Genomic DNA, 20,131 nt, shown 5'->3' with positions numbered 1-20,131 from the left:
GTCGTCCATGCGTCGCCTGCTGCTCGCCCTGCCCTTCGCCCTGCTGCCCCTGGCCGTGGCTCATGCCCACGACGAACACGACCATGACCATGATCACGCCCACGGCACGCTCGGCGCGCATGAGCACGGGGTGGCCAAGCTCAACGTGGTACTCGACGGCAACACCCTCGAGCTGGAGCTCGACAGCCCGGCAATGAACCTCGTGGGCTTTGAACACAGTGCCAGCAGCGACGCCGACAAAGCCAAGGTCGCCGCAGTGCGCCAACAGCTCGAGCAACCCCTGAAGCTGTTTGGTCTGCCAGCGGCTGCTGGCTGCACGGAAGAGGCTCAGGAACTGGAGAGCCCACTGTTCGGTGATGCGGCAAAAGATGACGACGGTGATGACCATGAGCATGAGCATGAGCATGGCCACCAGCACAGCGATATCGAAGCGCACTATCAGCTCAAATGCTCCGCCCCGGAGAAAATCGCTGAGCTCGACCTCGCACCGCTGTTCAAGGCCTTCCCTGCTACGCAAAAAATCAATGTGCAGCTGATCGGCCCGAACGGCCAGAAAGGCCTGGAAACCTCGCCTGCCAATGCCGTGGTTCGGTTCTGAATGAGCCTGCCGCTGATCGCGCTGCAAGACCTGGTGTTTGCCTGGCCAGGGCAGCCGCCATTGCTGGATATCCCCGCGTTTCGTCTGGAAGCAGGCGAAGCCCTGTTCCTCAAGGGCCCCAGCGGCAGTGGCAAGACCACGCTACTGGGGCTGTTGGGCGGGGTGAACGTGCCGGCCCAGGGCCGCATCCAGTTGCTCGGCCAGGATCTCGGCGGCTTGGGCCAGAGCGCTCGCGACCGCTTTCGGGTCGATCACACCGGCTATATCTTCCAGCAGTTCAACCTGCTGCCATTCCTTTCGGTACGGGAAAACGTCGAACTGCCATGTCGCTTCTCCAGCAGCCGCAAGGCTCGGGCCGAGCAGCGTCATGGCAGTGTCCACCAGGCGGCCAGCGCACTGCTGGCCCACCTCGGCCTGGACGAGCCCGCACTGCTTGCCCGCCGCGCCGACAGCCTATCGATTGGCCAGCAACAACGGGTCGCCGCGGCCCGTGCATTGATCGGCCAACCCGAGCTGGTCATCGCCGACGAACCCACCTCGGCACTGGATGCCGACACCCGGGAAGCGTTCATCCGCCTGCTGTTCGATGAATGCCGTGCTGCCGGCGCCAGCCTGCTGTTCGTCAGCCATGACCAGAGCCTTGCACCGCTGTTCGACCGTCATCTGTCACTGGCCGAGCTGAACCGCGCAGCCAAGCCCCGGGAGGCCTGATGTACCTGCTTCGCCTTGCCCTGGCCAGCCTGGCCAATCGCCGTTTCACCGCGTTCCTCACCGCCTTCGCCATCGCCTTGTCGGTGTGCCTGCTGCTGGCGGTCGAGCGCGTGCGCACCGAAGCCCGTGCCAGTTTCGCCAGCACCATCAGCGGCACCGACCTGATCGTTGGCGCCCGCTCGGGCTCGGTAAACCTGCTGCTGTATTCCGTATTCCGCATTGGCAATGCCACCAACAATATCCGTTGGGACAGTTACCAGCATTACGCCCAGGATCCACGGGTGAAGTGGGCGATCCCTATTTCCTTGGGCGACTCGCACCGCGGGTATCGGGTGATGGGCACCACCGGTGAGTACTTCAGCCATTACCAGTATGGTCGCCGGCAGCATCTGGAGCTGAGCCAGGGGCGTGAGTTTGCCAGTGATCCATTCGAGGTGGTGCTGGGCGCCGAGGTGGCCGAGGCCCTGCACTACAGGCTTGGCGACAAGCTGGTGCTGGCTCACGGCGTGGCGGCGATAAGCCTGGTCAAGCATGACGACAAGCCGTTCACCGTGGTCGGCGTGCTGAAACGCACCGGCACGCCGGTCGACCGCACACTGCACATCAGCCTGGCGGGGATGGAAGCGATCCATATCGACTGGCATAACGGCGTGCCTGCACGTGGCGCCGGGCGCATCAGCGCCGAGCAGGCCCGAACCATGGACTTGCAGCCGACCGCCATCACCGCGTTCATGCTGGGCCTGAACAGCAAGATCGCCACCTTCAGCCTGCAGCGCGAGATCAATGAATACCGCAGCGAGCCGCTGCTGGCGATCTTGCCCGGGGTAGCGCTGCAGGAGCTGTGGAGCCTGATGGGCACGGCCGAACAAGCCTTGTTCGTGGTCTCGCTGTTTGTCGTACTGACCGGTTTGATCGGCATGCTCACGGCGATTCTCACCAGCCTCAACGAACGTCGCCGGGAGATGGCGATTCTGCGCTCGGTGGGCGCCCGGCCTTGGCACATTGCCGGGTTGCTGGTGCTTGAAGCGCTGGCGCTGGCCAGTGCGGGTATCGTTGCCGGGCTAGGCCTGCTGTATGCCGGCATCGCGCTGGCCCAAGGCTACGTTCAGGCCAATTACGGCCTGTACCTGCCGCTGGCCTGGCCCAGCACCCACGAGTGGACGCTGCTTGCTATCATCCTCGGCGCAGCGCTGCTGATGGGCAGCGTGCCGGCCTGGCGCGCCTATCGGCAGTCGCTGGCCGATGGCCTGTCGATTCACCTTTGAGAAAACGCCATGCTTCGCGCGCTGTTGTTATCCCTACTGATGCTCGCCGCCCCCACCTGGGCGGCCGAGCCCCGCGAACTCGATTGGCCTGCACTGATCCCCGAAGGCGCGCCGATCATCCCGCCGCAGCTGGCCCCACTGCACGACATGTCGCAGCTGAGCAATGCCCTGTCCGCGGAATCAGCCCCAGCGGCGCGCCAGCAAGCGCCCGATGCGCCGGTGGTGCAGGAACTGGACGGCCAGCAAATCAAACTTCCCGGCTATATCGTGCCGCTGGAGGTCAGCGAAGAAGGTCGCACTACCGAGTTCCTGTTAGTGCCCTACTACGGCGCCTGCATCCATGTTCCGCCACCGCCTTCCAACCAGATTGTGCATATTTTCAGCGAAATGGGGGTACGCGTCGAAGACCTGTACCAGCCTTACTGGATCGAAGGAAAGCTGCATGTCAAAGCCTCCAGCAGCGAGCTGGCCGACGCCGGTTACCAGATGGACGCCGAGAAAATATACGCTTATGAGCTGAAGTGAGAACTGTTTCTAATTCATGAATGCAGTTCTTTGAGCTGGGTCAAACATTACGTTTAGACGGCTCCGTACCATTGGACAACTCGATTACTCACGTCCTTTCGGAGCTTCCATGAACAAGTCCTTGCTCGGCGCCTCACTTGTGGCCCTTGCGCTCGCCGCCCCTGCCGCCCACGCCTACCAGGCGGGAGACATGATCCTTCGTGCAGGCGCGATCACCACCGCGCCGAACGAAAGCAGCGGCGACCTGAAGTTCGACGGCAACAAGGTGTCGGGCACCAAGGCGACACTGGACAGCGACACCCAGCTGGGGCTGACCTTCGCCTACATGCTCACCGACCACATCGGCCTCGAACTGCTGGCCGCCACGCCGTTCCAGCACACCGTTGGTGTCAAAGGCCTGGGCGGCGGCCTGGACGGCAAGCTGGCCGACATCAAGCAGCTGCCACCGACCCTGTCGCTGCAGTACTACCCGATGGCGCCCAACTCGCGCTTCCAGCCCTACGCTGGCATCGGTATCAACTACACCCTGTTCTTCGACGAAGACCTGAGCAGCGAGCGCAAGCAACAAGGCTTCAGCAACCTCGAGCTGCAGGACTCGGTCGGTATCGCCGGCCAACTGGGCATGGACTACATGCTCACGGACAACCTGCTGGTCAACGCCTCGGTGTGGTACGTCGATATCGACACCAAGGCCAGCGTCGACGGCCCGAGCGCGCTGGGCTACAGCAAGACCAAGGTCAACGTGGAAGTCGACCCATGGGTCTACATGGTCGGCCTTGGCTACAAGTTCTGACCACTGCGGTGCAAGCCGGTCAAGGCTTGATGGCAGTCAGTTAGCGTTATCAGGGCTGCTACGCAGCCCATCGCCGGCAAGCCGGCTCCCACCGGTACCGCGCAAGCCTCAAGAACTGCCAGCCCTGGGAGCCGGCTTGCCGGCGATAGGGCCGGCACAGACGCCGGAACTCCAGCGCCCGAGCGCGCTAGCAAGTCAACTTCCACAGATACGGCGCAAGCCACAAGAACTGCCCCAGCCCTGTGGAAGCCGGCTAGCCGGCGATGGGCCTCAAAGCCCCCAGAGTCAGGCCTTGCCGAGCAAACGAGCCAGGCCTTCTTCCATCGAGGTCGGCTGCGGGAAGTCGAACCGGGCCAGCAAGCGCTGGTTATCCGCGCGCGAATGGCGGATATCACCCGAGCGCGCGGGGCCATGGCTGATCGCCGGCAGGCTGCCCACCACCGTTTCCAGTGCCTTGAGCAACTGGTTGAGCGAGGTTGCCTGGTTCAGACCGATGTTCACCGCGCCCTCTTCCACCTGCGCCATTTCCAGCGCTTGCACCATCACCTGCACCAGATCGCCGACATAAAGGAAATCGCGGGTCTGCTCGCCGTCGCCAAACACGGTGATCGGCAACCCCTGGCTCGCTCGCTCGCTGAAGATGCTGATCACCCCGGAGTACGGCGAGGATGGGTCCTGGCGCGGCCCGAAGATGTTGAAGAAGCGGAACACCACCGGCTCCAGCCCATGCTGGCGACGGTAGAAGTCCAGGTACTGCTCACTGGCCAGCTTGTCCACCGCATAGGGGGTCAGCGGCGCCTTGGGCGTCTCCTCGGCAATCGACTGGCCTTCGCCGTTGTTGCCATACACGGCCGCGCTGGAGGCGAACAGCACCCGGCGCACACCCTGCAGGCGCATGGCCTCACAGATATTCAGGGTGCCGATGAAATTGCTCTGGTGGGTCTTTACCGGGTCTTCGACCGAGGCCTGCACCGAAGCCACCGCAGCCAAGTGGACCACTGCGCTGCAACCGGTCGCGGCGCGCTGAACCAGTGCGGCATCGGCAACATCGCCTTCGACCAGCTCGAGGCGCGGGTTGCCCAGTTGCAGGTTGTCGCGCTTGCCAGTGGACAGGTCGTCGAGCACACGCACCGCGTAGCCTTTAGCCAGCAACGCATCGCACAGGTGGGAGCCAATGAAGCCGGCACCGCCGGTGATCAGGATGGGGGCGTCAGCCATGGCGGTAGAATCGGTCCAGTAAAGGCGGCAGGCCGGCGCGCCAGGCACGCGGCTTGATGCCGAAGGTATGAAGGATTTTCTTGCAGGCCAGCACTGCGTTCTGTGGTTCTTCACTGGCATCCGGGCGGGCGGCATGGGCCTGCGCGGTCGGCGCCTGCACGGCCAGCTGGCGGTGCTGCCCGGCCTCGGCCAGGATCGCCTGGCCCAGCGCCAGCGGCGTGGTCGCCTCGTTACCGGCGTAGTGGTATGTGCCCCACAGCGGCGCGGTGCAATCGAGCTGCTTGAGCACCGACAGGATCACCCGTGCGGCATCGTCGACCGGCGTCGGGTTACCGCGACGGTCATCGGCCAGCAGCAGTTCCTGTGGCTGCTCGGCGCGGGTCAGGAAGCGGCCCAAGGCACCGTCGATGCTCTCGTCCAGCAGCCAGCCAAAGCGCAGCAACACATGCTGCGGGCACGCCGCACGCACGCTCTGCTCGATGCGCCATAACGCCTGACCACGCAGGCCCAACGGCACCGGCTCATCCTTTTCGCTATAGGCTGTAGCACGCGAGCCATCGAACACCCGGTAGCTGGAAGGCTGCACCAGGGTGATCTGGTGGTGCTGGCACAGCTCCGCCAGCCGCTCCACCGCCCGCTCCTGCTGAGCCAGGCGCTGTTCGCTGACCGACTCGGCCTGGAACCAGTCGAAGTAGTACGCCAGGTTGACCAAGGCGTCGGGGCGATGATCGTCGAGCAGCTGAGTCAGGCTGGCCGGCGTCCAGCCGTCTTCCGGCGGGCGCGGCGCCAGAAATGCGATGTCCTCCTCGGCCCCGAGACGAATCAGCGCTTGCCCAAGGGCATTGCCACCACCCAACAGCATCAGGCGCATACGCATAGAGTCAGCAGATCCGAACAGGTTGATGAGGGAAAGGCGTCATTTTGCGGTTTCCAGGCGGGGAAGTCCAACCCTGAGGCTGACAGCACTGCCTGCGTAAGACGATTCCTACCATAGCAACGGACATTCCCCACGAATCACAAGAGCGCGGCCCTACATCCGCGGTAAAAAATATCGAGTTAGATAGTCAGCACCCTAAAAACAAGTTCCACCTTCCCCTACATACAAAGAAATAACAATGACAGGGTTAAACTCAAAGTCCAGATCTCAGATCCTCAACCTCACACTCAACAAACTGCCAGCCAGCATCAACTTCTTACCAAGCCCTGACTCCGCACTATTGATCAACAATAGCCAGGCACCTCATGCTCGCGACATTTTCAAGGACAACCGAAGATTGCTGGTTCGAGTATTCGGGTATTCAACGGATGCAAGGCCAGTGACTTTACAACAAGATCCACTGCTCGTACGCGGCTAAAGCGGGGGAGATATAAATGGAGATTGAAGTTTCATTACTCTTACCGCTGGCCTCGATCGCATTGCTCGCCGGTTTTTTTGATGCGATAGCAGGAGGCGGAGGGTTACTCACGTTGCCGGCCTTTTTCATCGCAGGTGTCGATCCGGTGGCGGCAATGGCTACCAATAAATTTCAGGCCTCTTCAGCCAGTGTTTCAGCCGTATGGGCGTTCGCGCGCAAGCGAATGATCGAATGGCGAACTGGCTGGTCCATGGCCGCTTTGTCGTTCGTCGGTGGCGCTACAGGCGCATTGTCGATCAGCATGCTCGACAAAGCCCTCCTGGAATCAGTTGTACCCATCTTGCTGATTACAGTGGCCCTCTATTTCGCGCTCAGCCCCAAGCTTGATACCAAGGCGCGCAGGCAAAGGGTCTCGTATCTGGTCTTCACGCTGGCAGTTGCTCCAGTCATTGGGTTCTACGACGGTATATTCGGGCCAGGCACGGGGTCATTTTTCATGGTCGCCTTCACGTTACTCTTGGGGCAACACCTGATGCAGGCGATCTGCAGCAGCAAATTGCTCAATGCATCCTGCAACCTCGGCGCCCTTTCGGTGTTTGCTTTCAGCGGCGCAATCATCTGGCCCCTGGCACTGGCCATGGCAGTTTGCGCCATTGTCGGTGCGCAACTCGGCGCACGTTGTGCACTGTACTTCGGGCCACGGCTGATCAAGCCATTGCTGATCACTATTTGCTGCCTGATGTCGTTGAAGCTGCTACTCAGCGAGGGGCATCCGGTTGGGGAGTGGTTGCGACAACTTTGAGCCTTCATTGAACTGGCAATGAGCCGGGAGTCCGGCCCCTTCCCAACCGGTGCGGCCCCGGCAAAGTTGGCCCACCAACTGGCCATTTACTTCTCAGAGGTCACCGGCGGCAATACCTGTACAAGCGCTCATCTATTCGATTTCGAACAACCCGTTACTGAGCGGGCCCACACTCAACCGCTCACGCACATCGTCATCGATGCGCGGATCATCCGGTCGATACAGCTTCACCTGCCGGTAGGCATTGATGCGATTGATCTCCTCACCCAGGTACTCCCACACCACGCGGGTGCAGGCCGGGTTGCGCCGGTCGCCGCTGGAGACGCCGGTCTTCAGGCCATTCAAGCGGGTGATGCGGCTTTTGAAGCTGGGGATGAGGATGGTCTGGCTCATCTCGTTCAGGGTCAGCGACTCGTAGTCGATGAGAAACATCCGGTCCTGCAGCTGAAACGCCGCGCCCAGGTAGCGGCAACGCACCTCGGCATGCAGGTCAGTAGCGCTTGAGCGCTCCTGGCGCTCCTGGCGTTCGAACAGGAAGCGGCCGCGCTCCTCGCGCAGGTGCACCAGCGACACCAGGATCGTGCCGGGTACCGACATGCAGTTGGAGTACTCGAAGTAGTAGCCGCAATAGCGCGACAGGTTGCCGGCGTGCTCGTGCAGCGGGCGGAACAGCTCGCTGATCGGGTCGCAGGGCTGGTCGGCCAAAGCCGATACCCGGGCGCCGATCAAGCGGGCGAACTGCTCGGGTGGCAAATTCAGCTCGTAATCCTCGACACCGAAGAAATCACCGATGCGTTTGAGATTGAACGCTGTCGGACGGCTCTGCCCGCTCAGGTACTTGTTGAACTGCGCGCGGTTGATCGACAGCTGGCGGCAAACTTCGGAGATAGAGCGGTAGTGGCTGCAGGCCAATTTGAGATTGCTAGCGAAATGATCGCTCATTTTAGGAATCCAGGGTGACGCGAATGGCGCAAGTGTAGCATCAAGTCGCATCAACTCAGAGCAACCAGCGAAATTGTAACCACTCTTGTCATGGCCAACCATGCGCCCCAACGATAGCGGTGCGCCTGCCGTCCGCTGGTCTTTCATGCGAAGAATAAGAATCGAGGTCATTTTCCAATGCTCGAAGCACTCAACGATTTCCTTTCGGGGAAGCTTCTCATCGTGCTGATCGTCGGTCTCGGCGGTTACTTCACCATCCGCTCGCGGTTCGTACAGTTCCGCCATTTCGCCCACATGTTCAGTGTGTTCAAGGAATCGCTGCGCGGCCAGGCAGGCCAGCTGAGCTCCTTCCAGGCCCTGATGCTGAGCCTGGCCGGCCGCGTCGGCGCCGGTAACATCGCCGGTGTCGGCATCGCCGTGACCCTGGGTGGCCCGGGCGCCGTGTTCTGGATGTGGGTCACCGCATTGGTGGGCATGGCCAGCAGCTTCTTCGAATGCACCCTGGCCCAGGTATACAAGCGCGCCGATGGCGATGGCCTGTACCGTGGTGGCCCGGCCTACTACATCCTGCACGGCCTGAAGCTCAGGAGCATGGCCATCGTGTTCTCGATCCTGCTGCTGGTCACCTACGGCTTCGCCTTCATGGGCCTGCAGTCGTACACCGTGACACACTCGCTACAGAACGCTTTCGGCTTTGACCCAAGCCACACCGGTATCGCCCTGGCGGTGCTGCTGGCCATCGTGTTCCTGGGCGGCATCAAGCGTATCGCTGCGGTCTCCGACCTGCTGGTACCGGTCAAGACCCTGGCCTACATCGCCGTAACCCTGTACGTGATCGGCACCCAGATCGAACACGTGCCGGCCATGCTGGAAACCATCTTCAAGAGCGCCTTCGGTCTGGACCCTGCATTCGCCGGCCTGCTCGGCAGCGCCATCGTCATGGGCGTGAAGCGCGGCGTGTTCGCCAACGAAGCAGGCTTGGGCAGTGCGCCCAACGTTGCTGCCGTGGCAGCCGTGAAACACCCGGGCGCACAAGGCGTGGTCCAGGCATTCAGCGTGTTCCTCGACACCTTCCTGATCTGCACCTGCACCGCCCTGCTGATCCTGCTGTCTGGCTTCTATACCCCGGGCTTCGAAGGTGACGGTATCGTCCTGACCCAGAACTCGCTGGCCGCGGTGGTCGGTGACTGGGGCCGCCTGTTCGTCAGCGTCGCGCTGTCGCTGTTCGTCTTTACCTGCATCCTCTACAACTACTACCTGGGTGAGAACAGCCTGCAGTTCCTCAGCCGCAACCGCGTGGTATTGCTGGTGTTCCGTGGCCTGGTGCTGGCGCTGGTGGTATGGGGCTCGGTACAGGACCTGACGACCGTGTTCGCATTCGCCGACATCACCATGACCTGCCTGGCCTTCGTCAACCTGGTCGCCCTGGCCCTGCTGTTCAAGGTCGGCTTGCGCGTGATGCGCGATTACGATGACCAGCGCAAAGCCGGCATCAAGCAGCCTGTGTTCGACTCGAGCAAATTCGCCGACCTGGACCTGGACCGCGACGCCTGGCCGGCCAATCCTCAGGCCGAAACTGCCGCTGACACGACCGTCGGCCAAGTTCAGCCGCAGCGCTGATATCCTCGCCTGCCCAGCCGCCCCATTCGCGGGCGGCTGCCTACTCTCCGCTCACCGCTACGGATGCTTTCCATGCGTGCAGTCAAGAATCTTCTCGTCCTCTACACCGGGGGCACCATCGGCATGCTCGAAACCGCCGAAGGGCTGGCACCGGCCGGTGGTTTCGATGCGCGAATGCGCGAACACTTCGCCCAACTGAGCGATGCACCCCAGCTGCAGTGGACGCTGCAGGAAATGAACCCACTGCTCGACAGTGCCAACATGCAGCAGCACAACTGGCTGGCAATGCGTGATGCCATCGTCGATGCAGTGGACAATGACGGCCACGATGGCGTGCTGGTGCTGCATGGCACCGATACCCTCGCCCACAGCGCGGCGGCGCTGTCGTTCCTGCTGCTGGGCCTGCCGGTACCCGTACTGCTGACCGGGTCTATGTTGCCGGCCGGTGCACCGGGCAGTGATGCCTGGGACAACCTGTGCGGTGCCCTGCACCAGTTCGAACAAGGCCTTGAGGATGGCGTACAGCTGTACTTCCATGGCCAGCTGCTGCCGGGCTGCCGCGCCTCGAAGCTTCGCAGCGAAGCGTTCGACGCCTTCGCCGCGTTGCCGCGTCATCGTGAAGGCGAGCGGGCGAGCGACGTACCGGCCAAGTTGGGTTATCGCCAGCAGCGCCAGCCAGTGAACCTCGCGGTGATGCCGGTATTCCCGGGGTTGCAGGCCGAACACCTGCGTGCGCTGCTCGACACCGGGGTGCAAGGGCTGCTGCTGGAGTGTTACGGCAGCGGCACCGGGCCGTCGGATGACCAGGCCCTGCTCGACGTGCTGCGCTCTGCGCGCCAACGTGGGGTGATGCTGGTTGCCATCAGCCAGTGCCCAGAGGGTTCGGTGGTGTTCGATACCTATGCAGCGGGCAACCGCCTGCGTGGTGCCGGCCTGGTCAGTGGCGGTGGCATGACCCGTGAGGCGGCACTCGGTAAGCTGTTTGCGCTGCTGGGCGCGGGGCTGGATGCAGAGGCTGCAGAGCCGTGGTTTGCGCTGGACCTGTGCGGCGAGCGCGCGTGACCAGGAAATTGGCGGAAGGCAGCGGGAGTCGAACCTGCCCGGGAACGGCTGCCGTCCCCAACCGGGTTTGAAGCCCGGCCGCGCCACCGGGCGCGATTGCCTTCCTTGAACTCAGTGCCTGGCCTGCTGCTGGGCCAGGGCGCTGTCGGCGCGGATGTGACGCTGATCGGCAACCCTGCGGGTCAGGCCGATACGGTCGAAGTATTCCAGAATTTGCACACTGCGCTTGCGACCGATGCCCAACATATCGCGAAATGCGGCCACCTGCACTACCGGTGTTTCATTCGCTTGCCCAAGCAGCAGCTCTGCCATGCGCTGTAGCGTCGTCTCGGGGTAGAACAGGTCACGTACCACCTGATGCACGACGCCAAGCCTGGCCAACTTTCGGAGCAACAGGCGCACATCCGCCTCGGCACATTGTTCTTCGCTGGCCAGCGTCCGCACCCATGGCGGATCGAACTGCCCTTCCAGCAACCTTGGCTGCAGCCGCGACCATAGCGCGCTGTCGGCGTCGCTCAACTGCACCTTGTGATCGGGCAGATGCAACCACGGCCCGCTGCTGGCAATGACGCCTTCGCCGAGCATCTCCTCGAGCAGGCTGACGAAGGCGGGACGCTCGATGGGCAAAGCGGCGAAGCGGCGCAGGCGGTCACGGTCCGGGCCGAGCTGATCGGGCTCCTGCTCATGGAACGACACCAGTTGTTCGCGCAGCTGATGTTTGAGCGCCTGCCACTGGGTCTTGGCGAACAACAACTGGCCCTGCCTTGTGGCGACCACCTGCACATCAGCAGGCAACTGCCAGCCCTCACGCAAGCGGTTGAACTGGCGCTCCAGCCGCTGCGGGTCCAGCCCGCCCGGCGCGTTGTGAAGCAAGGCCATCAGGGCCTGCTCCAGCCCCTCGGCATCACGCAGCACCTTCAACTGGCGCAAGCGCGCCTCGCTGCGACGCTGCCGGCTCGGGGCGAACGGGTCCAGCACCGTACCGCCGCCAAGCGTACGTTGGGCACGCTGGTCGCGCAGCACCAGGCGGTCGCCGTGCACGGCTTGCAGCGGCGCATTGAGCAACAATTGGGCGAACATACGCTGGCCTGCAGGCAGGCGCTCGCCTTCGAGCAGGGCGACCCGCGCGGTGACGTCCTGGGTGCCCAGATGTACGTGCACGGCACTGAAATGTTCGAAGGGACGGGCTTCCCCGGCGAGCAGTTGCAGTTCGATGTCCACCCGTGCGCTGGGCGCGGGCAGCCACTGCGATACCAGCCAGTCGCCACGGCGCACCTGCTCCATGGCGAGCCGCTCGGCTGCAATGTTCAGTGCCACACGCTGCCCGGCTTCAGCCACCAGCGCGGCCTGGTTCTGCGCATGCAGACCGCGTACGCGCACGGCTTTACCGGCCTTGCCCAGCGACAACGTATCACCCGCGCTGACCCGCCCGGCCAGCGCCGTACCGGTGACCACCAGGCCAGCCCCGGTGACCGCGAAGACGCGGTCGATAGCCAAGCGAAACCCCCCACGCACGCTGCGCCGCTTCAAGCGCTCGCCCGCCGCCAGCACAGCATCACGCAGCGCCTCGACCCCCTCGCCGGTGACACTCGACAGCGGGAACTGCGCCGCCCCGGCATAAGGCCCGGGCGCCAGCAGTTGCGCAATCTGCGCCTGTACCTCGGCCACGCGCGCCGGCGCGACCCGGTCGCACTTGCTGATTGCCACCAGTGCCTGGGGAATGCCCAGCAACTCGATGATCGCCAGGTGCTCACGGGTCTGCGGCATGACGCCGTCATCGGCAGCCACCACCAGCAACACCAGATCGATACCATGGGCGCCGGCAAGCATGTTGTGGATGAAACGCTCGTGGCCGGGCACATCGATGAAGCCCGTCAGTGGCGCGCCTTCAGCGAGGGCGGCATAGCGATAGCCCAGGTCGATGGTCATGCCGCGCTCGCGTTCTTCCTGGCGGTGATCGCCGGCCTGCCCGGTCAGGGCCTGGAGCAATGCAGTCTTGCCGTGGTCGATGTGGCCGGCAGTCCCAACGATCACTGCACCGGCCCCAGCTGCAGGGCCGGTAACTGCGCCAACCACTGGGCTTCGTCGTCCAGTTGGCGCAGGTCGAGCCACAACGCATCATCGTCGATACGGCCAAGTACCGGCACCGCAAGATCGCGCAAGGCGCGTTCCAGCACATGCAGGCTGCGCCCGCGCAATTTCTTCGACACCTGTGGGCGCAGGCACAGCGCGGCGCTGGGCAGGCGGGCGACCGGCTGGCTGCCGCTGCCGATCATGCCGAGCGCGGGCTCGACGCTGACCGCCCATTGCCCCCCTAGACGGGCTTTGAGCTCGGGTGCCAGGCGCTCGGCCTGGGCGTGGATCTCAGCCTGGGTGCGGGTCAACAGGCGCAGGCTGGGCAAGCGCTCGGCCAGCCTGTCCGGGTTGCGGTACAACGCCAGCACGGCTTCGAGGGCCGCGAGGGTGATCTTGTCGACGCGCAGGGCACGTTTGAGCGGGTTTTTCTTGATCCTGGCGATCAGGTCCTTGCGCCCGACGATGATCCCGGCCTGCGGGCCGCCCAGCAGCTTGTCACCGCTGAAGGTCACGATATCCGCGCCATCGGCCAGGGCCTGGCGCACAGTCGGTTCGGCGGGCAGGCCCCAGCGGGTCAGGTCGAGCAGACTGCCGCTGCCCAAATCTTCGAGCAGTGGCAGCTCATGCAGATGGGCGATACGTGCAAGCTCTGCGGTGGGCACCTGGGTGGTGAAGCCCTGGATGCTGTAGTTGCTGCAATGCACCCGCATCAACAGGCCGGTACGCGGGCCGATGGCAGCTTCGTAGTCGCGGGCATGGGTGCGGTTGGTGGTGCCGACCTCGTGCAGGCGTACACCGGCACGGGCCATGATGTCGGGAATGCGAAAGGCGCCACCGATCTCGATCAGCTCCCCGCGGGAGATGATGCCCTCCTTGCGCGCGCCCAGGCTGTTGAGTGCAAGCAGCACGGCGGCAGCATTGTTGTTGACCACGGTGACCGCTTCGGCGCCGGTCAGCTCGCGGATCAGCCCTTCGATGAGATCGTCTCGGTCGCCACGCTTGCCGGTGGCAAGGTCGAACTCCAGGTTGAGCGGATGGCGGGCGGCGGTCTGCATGGCTGCAACGGCTTCTTCCGGCAACAGCGCACGCCCCAGGTTGGTGTGCAGTACCGTGCCGGTAAGGTTGAAGACGCGGCGTACCTGGCTGCGCTGCTGGGCCGCCAGGCGCTCGCCGCTGCGGCCCAGGAGGATTTCAGCGCCCAGTTCGGCAGTGCCGAGTTGGCCGTTGCGAACAGGTTCGCGTAGGTCGTCGAGCAGTTGGCGCAGGGTGGCAAGCACGGCGTCGCGGCCATGGCGCTCGATCAGCGGGAGGCAGGCCGGGTGGCGTAGCAGGGTGTCGATGGAAGGGAGCCGTGGCGTGTTGCTGGCGAGGCTTGAAGACATCAGGTACTACCTTATCCATTGTCTGTTCGGCCCTCATCGCCGACAAGCCGGCGCTTGGTGGGAGCCGGCTTGCGGGCGATGAGAGCAACTCAATTGTGCAGTGTAGACACTCAGCCACCACCCGGCGCCAGCATCAAGTTGGGCGCCAGCCGATGAAAGCCCTCCTCGTCCAAGCGGATATCCAGTGCCAGGCTGGCCAGATCATCGGCCAACGGCTCGGCAGCAGCGTCGTTCTCAAGATAATTCTGCTTCAGGTAGGTATTGCACCCCGGGCAGCATTCAGCCCGCAGCGGCGCCTTGCCCGGCGCATGGCGGTCATCCTCCAGGCTGGTGTAGCGCAAACCCTTGCTCGCCTCGCAGTACACGCACTTGACCCGCACCACATGCCACTCGCAGGCACACAACGAGCACGCCAGATAACGCAGGCCGTTGTGCTTGCCACGGTTACGTACCACCCCGGCCATGGCCGGCGAACCACAGGCCGGGCACTGGGCCTGGCTGCCCGATGGCTTGAGCTCAGGTGACGGTAGCCCCAGCAACCAGCTGGACCACGCCGCCTGCAGCGCGGCCCCCAGAAACGGCACCAGGGCTACGGGCACAGCGTCGTACTGCCCTGCCAGTAATGCGGCACCCCAGCCTTTGCGCTGGCTGTCGTCACTGCCGCGCAGTGCCTGCAAGGCTGCCGCCAAAGGGCCACCGGCCTCATCGTCGAACCGGTCGAGCAGCGCCTGCAACCACACCAGCCACGCCCCCTCGCGCACCAGGCCATCGGCTGCCAGGGGTGGCAAGCCATGACTTATGCACAGGAGCTGCCGGTCATCGGCCACTGGCAAACCACCAGGCGGGTTATCCACAAGCTGCTGCTGAATGCGACACAGCCGTGCGACCAGACGCAAATAGTCGCCAAGGGCATGCCCTGCAGCGAGCTGCTCGAGGCGCACGGCGCGCAGTTCGAACAGGTTGGCGGGCGGCAGGTGCAAGAACGGCGGCATCACCGCCGACGCTTCGATCTGCCCCGGTTCGAGTATCGTGCTCAAGCCTTCATCCTTCTTTACGTCCATGATCACTCGGCGTCTTGTCGCCGGTCACTTCGCGGTACCACAACTGATGGTGCTTGCGTGCCCAGGCGCGGCTGACCCAGCCATGCAGCATGGCGCCGATCGAGCCCTTGATCCAGATACCGGCGTAGATGTGCACGATGATGCTGAGTATCAGCACGAAGCCCGCCAGCGCATGGGCCAACGACGCCAGGCGGATCGAACCGATGTCGAAGAAATGGCTGAAATACGCGCGCCAGATCACCAGGCCGCTGAGCAGCAACACCAGCATGCACACCAACAGCGTCCAGAACAGCAGCTTCTGGCCAGCGTTGTACTTGCCGATCGGTGGCACACCCTCCTCTTTGTTGAGCATCACCCGGTCGATGCGGCGCAGCCACAGGCGGTCGTTGGCAGTGATGAAGTTGGCGCGCCAGAAACGCACCACCAGGAACAGAAAGAACACGAACATGGCCACCCCGATGAAGGGGTGCAAGATCCGTGTCCACGGCCCCCCGCCGAACAGATGGCTGAGCCAGAACAGCGCCGGATGGAACAGCGCCAGCCCAGAAAGCCCGGCCAGCACGAACAGGATGGCGACGATCCAGTGGTTGGTACGTTCGTTGGCGTTGTAACGCAATATGGGTTTTTCGTCGTTCATGGCCGCTGCTCCCCTTGCCCACCGGGCTGCTTCGGATCATAGACATGCACCGCGGGGTCCACCTGGTGCACGCTGTCATCAGGTGGCGCGGGGTTGCGGTGTTCGTCCTCCTCGACCCGCTGCGGGCCAACCCGCACATAGTGGAAGAACCCGGCCAGCACCGCCGCGCCCATCGCCAGCAGCGCCAGGGGCTTGGTGATGCCCTTCCACAAGCCCACCAGCGGGCTGATCACCGGCTGGTCCGGCAGGCCGGCATACAGCCTGGGCGTATCGGCATGGTGCAAGACATACATCACGTGCGTGCCGCCGACGCCGTCCGGGTCGTAGAGCCCGGCGTTGTCGTAGCCACGCGATTTGAGGTCGACGATGCGTTCGGCAGCATGCACCTTCATTTCGTCCTTGCTGCCGAAGACGATCGCGCCGGTCGGGCAGGTTTTCACGCAGGCAGGCTCCAGGCCCACGCTCACGCGGTCGGAACACAGCGAGCACTTGTAGGCCTTGTGGTCTTTTTGCGAGATGCGCGGAATGTTGAACGGGCAGCCAGTGATGCAATAGCCACAGCCGATGCAATGGTCCTGGTTGAAATCGACGATGCCGTTGGCGTGCTTGATGATCGCTCCCGGGCTGGGGCAAGCCTTCAGGCAACCTGGCTCGGCGCAGTGCATGCAGCCGTCCTTGCGGATCAGCCACTCCAGGTTGCCATCGTCGCGCTCGTGTTCGGTGAAGCGCATCAGGGTCCAGGTCTCGGCCGTCAGGTCCTGGGGGTTGTCGTAGGTGCCGTGGTTATGGCCCACCTCGTCACGCAGCTCATTCCACTCCGAACACGCCACCTGGCACGCTTTGCAGCCGATGCATTTGGTGGTGTCGATCAGCTTGGCGACTTCCTCTTGCTGGCGTACCGAAGGGGGTACGGTGGTGGTGGCCGAGCGGGCAATGATGTCTTGGCTGGCCATCAGATTTTCTCCACTTTGACGAGGAACGACTTGGACTCCGGCGTCTGCGTGTTGCCGTCACCAAGGAAGGGCACCAAGGTGTTGGTCAGGTAACCGTGCCGCGTCGCGCCGGTGAAGCCCCAGTGCAAGGGGATGCCGACCTGGTGCACGGTCTGGTTGTTGACCTGCAGCGGGCGAATCCGCTTGGTCACCACCGCCACCGCTTCGATATGCCCGCGCTTGCTCGACACCCGCACGCGGTCCCCTGCCTTGATGCCCTTCTCGTTGGCCAGCACCTCACCGATCTCGACGAACTGCTCGGGCTGGGCAATGGCGTTGAGCCGGCAGTGTTTGCTCCAGAAGTGGAAGTGCTCGGTCAAACGGTAGGTCGTCGCCGCATAGGGGAATTCGTCGTGCTTGCCGAGGGTGTCCCACACCGAATCGAAGATCCGCCCGGCCGGGTTGCTGGTGGCCTTGTTGTTCTTCGGGTGCAGTGGGTTGATGCCGATCGGCGTCTCGAACGGCTCATAGTGCTCGGGGAATGGCCCTTCGGCCATCTTGTCGATGGCAAAGAACCGTGCGACGCCCTCGGGGTTCATGATGAACGGGTTCATGCCCGCTTCCGGTGGCGAATCGACCTTGAAGTCGGGCACGTCGGTGCCGGTCCAGGCCTTGCCGTTCCACCATACCAGGCGCTTTTTCTCCGGGTCCCATGGCTTGCCTTGCAGGTCGCTGGAGGCACGGTTGTACAGGATGCGGCGGTTGGCCGGCCAGGCCCAGGCCCAGTTCTGCGCCTGATGCATGCCGTACGGGTCACTGTTGTCACGCCGGGCCATCTGGTTGCCCTGCTCGGTCCAGCAGCCGGCGAAGATCCAGCAGCCGGACGCTGTGCTGCCGTCGTCCTTGAGCTGGCCGAAGCCTGCCAACTGTTGTCCGGCCTTGATCAGCGTACCGGTCGGATCGGTCACATCAGTGACCGCCCAGCCGTTCATTTCCTTGGCCAGTTCCTCCGGTGACGGCTCGTCTGCCAGCTTGTAGGGCCAACTGATGTTCAGGATCGGGTCAGGGTAAGTGCCGCCATCGGTCTGGTAGCGCTGGCGCATGCGCAGGAACAACTCGCTCATGATCTGCACGTCGGTGCGGGTCTCGCCCGGGCCGTCGGCGCCCTTCCAGTGCCACTGCAGCCAGCGGCTGCTGTTGACCAGCGACCCATCTTCCTCGGCGAAACAGGTGGTGGGCAGGCGGATCACTTCGGTCTGGATAGTGGCCGTGTCGACGTCATTGAAGGGCCCGGCATTACGCCAGAACTCCGAGGTCTCGGTGGCCAGCGGGTCCATGACCACCAGCCACTTGAGCTTGCCCAAGGCCGCTGTCACGCGGTTCTTGTCGGGCAATGCGGCGATAGGGTTGAAACCTTGGCAGATGTAACCGTTGACCTTGCCTTGGCCCATCATTTCGAACATGCGCAGCACGTCATAGGCCGGCACATCGAGCTTGGGCAACCAGTCGTAACCCCAGTTGTTGTCTGCCGTGGCATTGGCGCCATACCAGGCCTTCATCAGGCTGACATGGAACTTGCCGTAGTTCTGCCAATAGGACAGCTGCCCAGGGCGCAGCGGCTTGGAAGCCCGCTTGTCAATGTAGGCGGCATAGTCCTGCTCGGCATCGCCAGGCAGGCTCAAGTAGCCCGGTAGCGAGTTGGAGAGCAAGCCAAGGTCGGTCAACCCCTGGATGTTGGAATGCCCGCGCAAGGCATTGACCCCGCCACCCGGCATGCCGACGTTGCCCAGCAGCAACTGGACCATGGCCGCACTGCGGATGATCTGAGCGCCGATCGAATGCTGCGTCCAGCCCAGTGCATAGAGAATCGTCATGGTCTTGCCCGGTGCCGAGCAGGTGGCGATTTCTTCCCAGATCTTCATCATGGCGTCCTGCGGCATGCCACAGGTCATGCTCGCCAGCTCCGGGGTATAGCGGCTGTAATGCTGCTTCATCAACTGGAACACGCAACGCGGGTGCTGCAGGGTCGGGTCGACCTTGGCGAAACCGTCTTCGCCCAGTTCGTAACCCCAGCCGGACTTGTCGGCATACACACGCTTGGCCGCGTCGTAGCCACTGAACAGCCCGTCTTCGAAGCCATAGCTTTCTTTGACGATGAACGACACGTCGGTGTAGTTGCGCACGTACTCGTGCTGAATCTTGTCAGTGCTCAGCAGGTAATTGATCAGCCCGCCCATGAAGGCGATATCGCTGCCGGTACGAATTGGCGCGTAGTAGTCCGCCACCGAGGCGGTACGGGTAAACCGCGGGTCGACCACGATCAGCCGCGCCTTGTTGTGCGCCTTGGCCTCGGTCACCCACTTGAAGCCGCACGGGTGCGCTTCTGCTGCGTTGCCACCCATCACCAGGACCAGATTCGCGTTGGCGATATCTGACCAGTGGTTGGTCATGGCGCCACGGCCGTACGTCGGGGCAAGACTTGCCACCGTCGGGCCATGTCAGACACGTGCCTGGTTATCGAACCCCAGCATGCCGGTTGCGCGGATGACCTTGTGGGTCAGGTAGCCGGCCTCGCTGGAGGCGGCGGAGGCAGCGAGAAAACCGGTGGTAACCCAGCGGTTGACGGTTTGCCCTTGGTCGTTCTTTTCGATGAAGTTGGCGTCGCGGTCCTGCTTCATCAGTTCGGCAACGCGGTCGAGTGCCTCGTCCCAGCTCACCCGCACCCACTCCTTGCTACCCGCCTTGCGCACTTCGGGGTACTTGAGGCGGCTCTCACTGTGGATGAAGTCCAGCAGACCGGCGCCTTTCGGGCACAGGGTGCCGCGGTTGACCGGATGGTCGGCGTCGCCTTCGATATGGATGATGTTCTGTTTGACGTTCTTGCCCGCATCGCCCTGGCTGTAAAGGATCAGGCCGCAGCCGACCGAGCAGTAGGGGCAGGTGTTGCGGGTTTCCTTGGTGTGCGCCAGCTTGAAGTGGCGCACCTGCTCGGCGAAGGCCGGCGTCGGGGCCATGCCCAACGCCGCCAGGCTCGAGCCTCCAAGGCCGACAGCGGCGACCTTGAAGAACTGCCGACGGTTGAGGTCCATCGTGCACTCCTGATCAGGTTTCGGGCGCTCGGGGCTTTGCCGGCGCCTCGGGTCATCACGGTA

At 63.4% G+C, this 20,131-nt stretch carries 17 protein-coding genes and 1 tRNA gene; 8 read left to right on the top strand and 10 right to left on the bottom strand.

Annotation, left to right across the window (positions count from 1 at the left end; genetic code table 11):
* Positions 1-7: 7 nt before the first annotated feature.
* The 5 genes from ACIPZH_RS07300 to ACIPZH_RS07280 all read left to right on the top strand — a co-directional run bounded on the left by ACIPZH_RS07300 (position 8) and on the right by ACIPZH_RS07280 (position 3,892).
* Positions 8-598: a DUF2796 domain-containing protein gene (locus tag ACIPZH_RS07300; RefSeq protein WP_400635730.1), complete on the top strand. Its 591-nt coding sequence runs from the start codon at positions 8-10 to the stop codon at positions 596-598.
* Complete coding sequence (locus ACIPZH_RS07295) at positions 599-1,309, top strand: ABC transporter ATP-binding protein (protein ID WP_241803993.1); 711 nt, start codon at positions 599-601, stop codon at positions 1,307-1,309.
* The gene (locus ACIPZH_RS07290; RefSeq protein WP_400635728.1) at positions 1,309-2,574 is read left to right on the top strand and encodes an ABC transporter permease; all 1,266 of its coding nucleotides are present in this window, start codon (positions 1,309-1,311) and stop codon (positions 2,572-2,574) included. The genes ACIPZH_RS07295 and ACIPZH_RS07290 overlap by 1 nt, the downstream gene beginning before the upstream one ends.
* Positions 2,575-2,583: 9 nt before the next feature.
* Positions 2,584-3,099, top strand: a complete 516-nt coding sequence (locus ACIPZH_RS07285) for a DUF3299 domain-containing protein (RefSeq protein ID WP_400635726.1) — start codon at positions 2,584-2,586, stop codon at positions 3,097-3,099.
* Positions 3,100-3,208: 109 nt separating this feature from the next.
* Positions 3,209-3,892 (top strand): OmpW family protein, encoded by a 684-nt coding sequence (locus ACIPZH_RS07280; RefSeq protein ID WP_241803996.1) that lies wholly within the window; start codon positions 3,209-3,211, stop codon positions 3,890-3,892.
* A 285-nt stretch (positions 3,893-4,177) separates the two neighbouring features.
* On the opposite strand, the gene ACIPZH_RS07275 is transcribed toward ACIPZH_RS07280, so the two are convergent.
* Positions 4,178-5,110 carry an NAD-dependent epimerase/dehydratase family protein gene (locus ACIPZH_RS07275; RefSeq protein ID WP_400635724.1) on the bottom strand — a complete coding sequence of 311 codons (933 nt, stop codon included), beginning with the start codon at positions 5,108-5,110 and terminating at the stop codon, positions 4,178-4,180.
* A complete protein-coding gene (locus ACIPZH_RS07270; RefSeq protein ID WP_267820626.1) occupies positions 5,103-5,987 on the bottom strand; it encodes a sugar nucleotide-binding protein in 885 nt (294 codons plus the stop codon). The genes ACIPZH_RS07275 and ACIPZH_RS07270 overlap by 8 nt, the downstream gene beginning before the upstream one ends.
* 494 nt (positions 5,988-6,481) lie before the next feature.
* Here ACIPZH_RS07270 and ACIPZH_RS07265 point away from each other — a divergent pair, with 494 nt between their 5' ends.
* On the top strand, positions 6,482-7,267 hold the full coding sequence (locus ACIPZH_RS07265; RefSeq protein ID WP_400624774.1) for a TSUP family transporter: 786 nt from the start codon (positions 6,482-6,484) through the stop codon (positions 7,265-7,267).
* Between the two features lie 132 nt (positions 7,268-7,399).
* Here ACIPZH_RS07265 and ACIPZH_RS07260 read toward each other — a convergent pair whose 3' ends face one another.
* A complete protein-coding gene (locus ACIPZH_RS07260; RefSeq protein WP_400635723.1) occupies positions 7,400-8,209 on the bottom strand; it encodes an XRE family transcriptional regulator in 810 nt (269 codons plus the stop codon).
* A gap of 177 nt (positions 8,210-8,386) precedes the next feature.
* Between ACIPZH_RS07260 and ACIPZH_RS07255 the strand changes: the two genes are divergently transcribed.
* Together ACIPZH_RS07255 and ACIPZH_RS07250 are read left to right on the top strand one after the other, a co-directional pair.
* On the top strand, positions 8,387-9,829 hold the full coding sequence (locus ACIPZH_RS07255) for a sodium:alanine symporter family protein (protein ID WP_241804000.1): 1,443 nt from the start codon (positions 8,387-8,389) through the stop codon (positions 9,827-9,829).
* 72 nt (positions 9,830-9,901) lie between these two features.
* On the top strand, positions 9,902-10,891 hold the full coding sequence (locus ACIPZH_RS07250) for an asparaginase (protein ID WP_349975220.1): 990 nt from the start codon (positions 9,902-9,904) through the stop codon (positions 10,889-10,891).
* 9 nt (positions 10,892-10,900) lie between these two features.
* Here the strand turns inward: ACIPZH_RS07250 and ACIPZH_RS07245 are convergent.
* From ACIPZH_RS07245 to fdnG, 7 genes are all read right to left on the bottom strand, one after another.
* Positions 10,901-10,996 (bottom strand) — tRNA-Sec (locus tag ACIPZH_RS07245).
* Positions 10,997-11,002: 6 nt separating this feature from the next.
* Positions 11,003-12,925, bottom strand: coding sequence for a selenocysteine-specific translation elongation factor (gene selB / locus ACIPZH_RS07240; RefSeq protein ID WP_400635722.1), 1,923 nt, complete (start codon positions 12,923-12,925; stop codon positions 11,003-11,005).
* Complete coding sequence (selA, locus tag ACIPZH_RS07235) at positions 12,922-14,349, bottom strand: L-seryl-tRNA(Sec) selenium transferase (protein ID WP_241804003.1); 1,428 nt, start codon at positions 14,347-14,349, stop codon at positions 12,922-12,924. Before selA ends, selB begins: the two co-directional genes overlap by 4 nt.
* 110 nt (positions 14,350-14,459) lie before the next feature.
* Positions 14,460-15,386: a formate dehydrogenase accessory protein FdhE gene (gene fdhE, locus ACIPZH_RS07230; RefSeq protein WP_400635885.1), complete on the bottom strand. Its 927-nt coding sequence runs from the start codon at positions 15,384-15,386 to the stop codon at positions 14,460-14,462.
* Positions 15,387-15,390: 4 nt separating this feature from the next.
* The gene (locus ACIPZH_RS07225; protein ID WP_349975217.1) at positions 15,391-16,047 is read right to left on the bottom strand and encodes a formate dehydrogenase subunit gamma; all 657 of its coding nucleotides are present in this window, start codon (positions 16,045-16,047) and stop codon (positions 15,391-15,393) included.
* On the bottom strand, positions 16,044-17,000 hold the full coding sequence (gene fdxH, locus ACIPZH_RS07220) for a formate dehydrogenase subunit beta (RefSeq protein WP_267820611.1): 957 nt from the start codon (positions 16,998-17,000) through the stop codon (positions 16,044-16,046). The genes ACIPZH_RS07225 and fdxH overlap by 4 nt, the downstream gene beginning before the upstream one ends.
* Complete coding sequence (gene fdnG, locus ACIPZH_RS07215; RefSeq protein ID WP_400635721.1) at positions 17,000-20,068, bottom strand: formate dehydrogenase-N subunit alpha; 3,069 nt, start codon at positions 20,066-20,068, stop codon at positions 17,000-17,002. The genes fdxH and fdnG overlap by 1 nt, the downstream gene beginning before the upstream one ends.
* Between the last annotated feature and the right edge of the window lie 63 nt (positions 20,069-20,131).

The sequence above is a fragment of the Pseudomonas sp. NPDC089758 genome (assembly GCF_044748705.1).
Classification (GTDB): Bacteria; Pseudomonadota; Gammaproteobacteria; order Pseudomonadales; family Pseudomonadaceae; genus Aquipseudomonas; species Aquipseudomonas putida_X.
Note: the sequence above shows the minus strand (reverse complement) of the source record. Positions and strands in the feature narration are given on the sequence as shown.